Genomic DNA, 996 nt, shown 5'->3' on the forward strand with positions numbered 1-996 from the left:
GCGCAGTATCGCGAGTCCGACTTCGACTTCGTGAGCCGGCTCGCCGAGCGCGAAGGCATCTATTACTACCTGGAGCACGCTGGCGGCAAGCACAAGCTGGTGCTGACGGATTCGTCGCAGGTTCATGCAGCGACGCCGCACGGCCGGCCGCTCCCGTTCCGGCCGCTCGCCGCGGCGCCCGGCGAGCACGAATGCGTCTACGCCTGGTCGACGGGCGGCGAGGTCCAGGCGGGCATCGTCGAAACGAACGACTACGACTTCGAAAATCCGACGCAAAGCGAGCAGCAAGGCCTCGTCGCGCGCGCGCTGCGGCCGCAGCGCTTCGATCGGCCCGTCTTCGCGATGCAGGAACACGGGCTCGGCTACTCGCGTCACGACGATGCCGATCGTTATGCGAAAGCACACGTGCAGGCGTACGAGGTCGTCAACGTCCGCGTGAGCGGCCGCACGACTGCGCGCTGCATCTGGCCGGGCGGACTGATCCAGTTGACCGAGCATCCGGTGCGCGAGCAGAACGGCGAATACCTCGTCGTATCGGCGGAGTACGAACTGAACGCGGACACGTATTTGTCGACGCCCGACGCCACCGCTCAGCCCGGCGTATTCGATTGCGCGTTCACGGCGCAGCGCCGCGCCACGGCGTTTCGCGCCGCACGGATCACGCCGCGCGCGCGCGTCGCCGGGCCGCAGACGGCCGTGGTCGTCGGTCCGTCCGGCGAGGAGATCCATACCGACAAATACGGTCGCATCAAGGTGCAGTTCCACTGGGAGCAACTCGCGGCATCCGGCTCGCGCGGGACGCTGCAACGATGCTGGGTGCGCGTCGCGCAGCCATGGGCAGGCAAGGGCTGGGGCGCGTTCTTCCTGCCGCGCATCGGCCAGGAAGTGCTGGTCGATTTCATCGAAGGCGATCCGGACCAGCCGCTCGTGACGGGAAGCGTCCATAACGCCGCGCAGATGCCGCCGCTCGACCTGCCCGCGAAGAGGGCGCGCACC

1 protein-coding gene is annotated in these 996 nt (G+C 68.1%); it reads left to right on the forward strand.

Going from position 1 to position 996, the window contains the following annotated elements; translation table 11 throughout:
* The coding region (locus AWB67_RS38475; protein WP_125477898.1) for a type VI secretion system Vgr family protein at window positions 1–996 on the forward strand (996 nt) is incomplete at both ends.

The sequence above is a fragment of the Caballeronia terrestris genome, from assembly GCF_001544515.1.
GTDB classification, from domain to species: domain Bacteria; phylum Pseudomonadota; class Gammaproteobacteria; order Burkholderiales; family Burkholderiaceae; genus Caballeronia; species Caballeronia terrestris.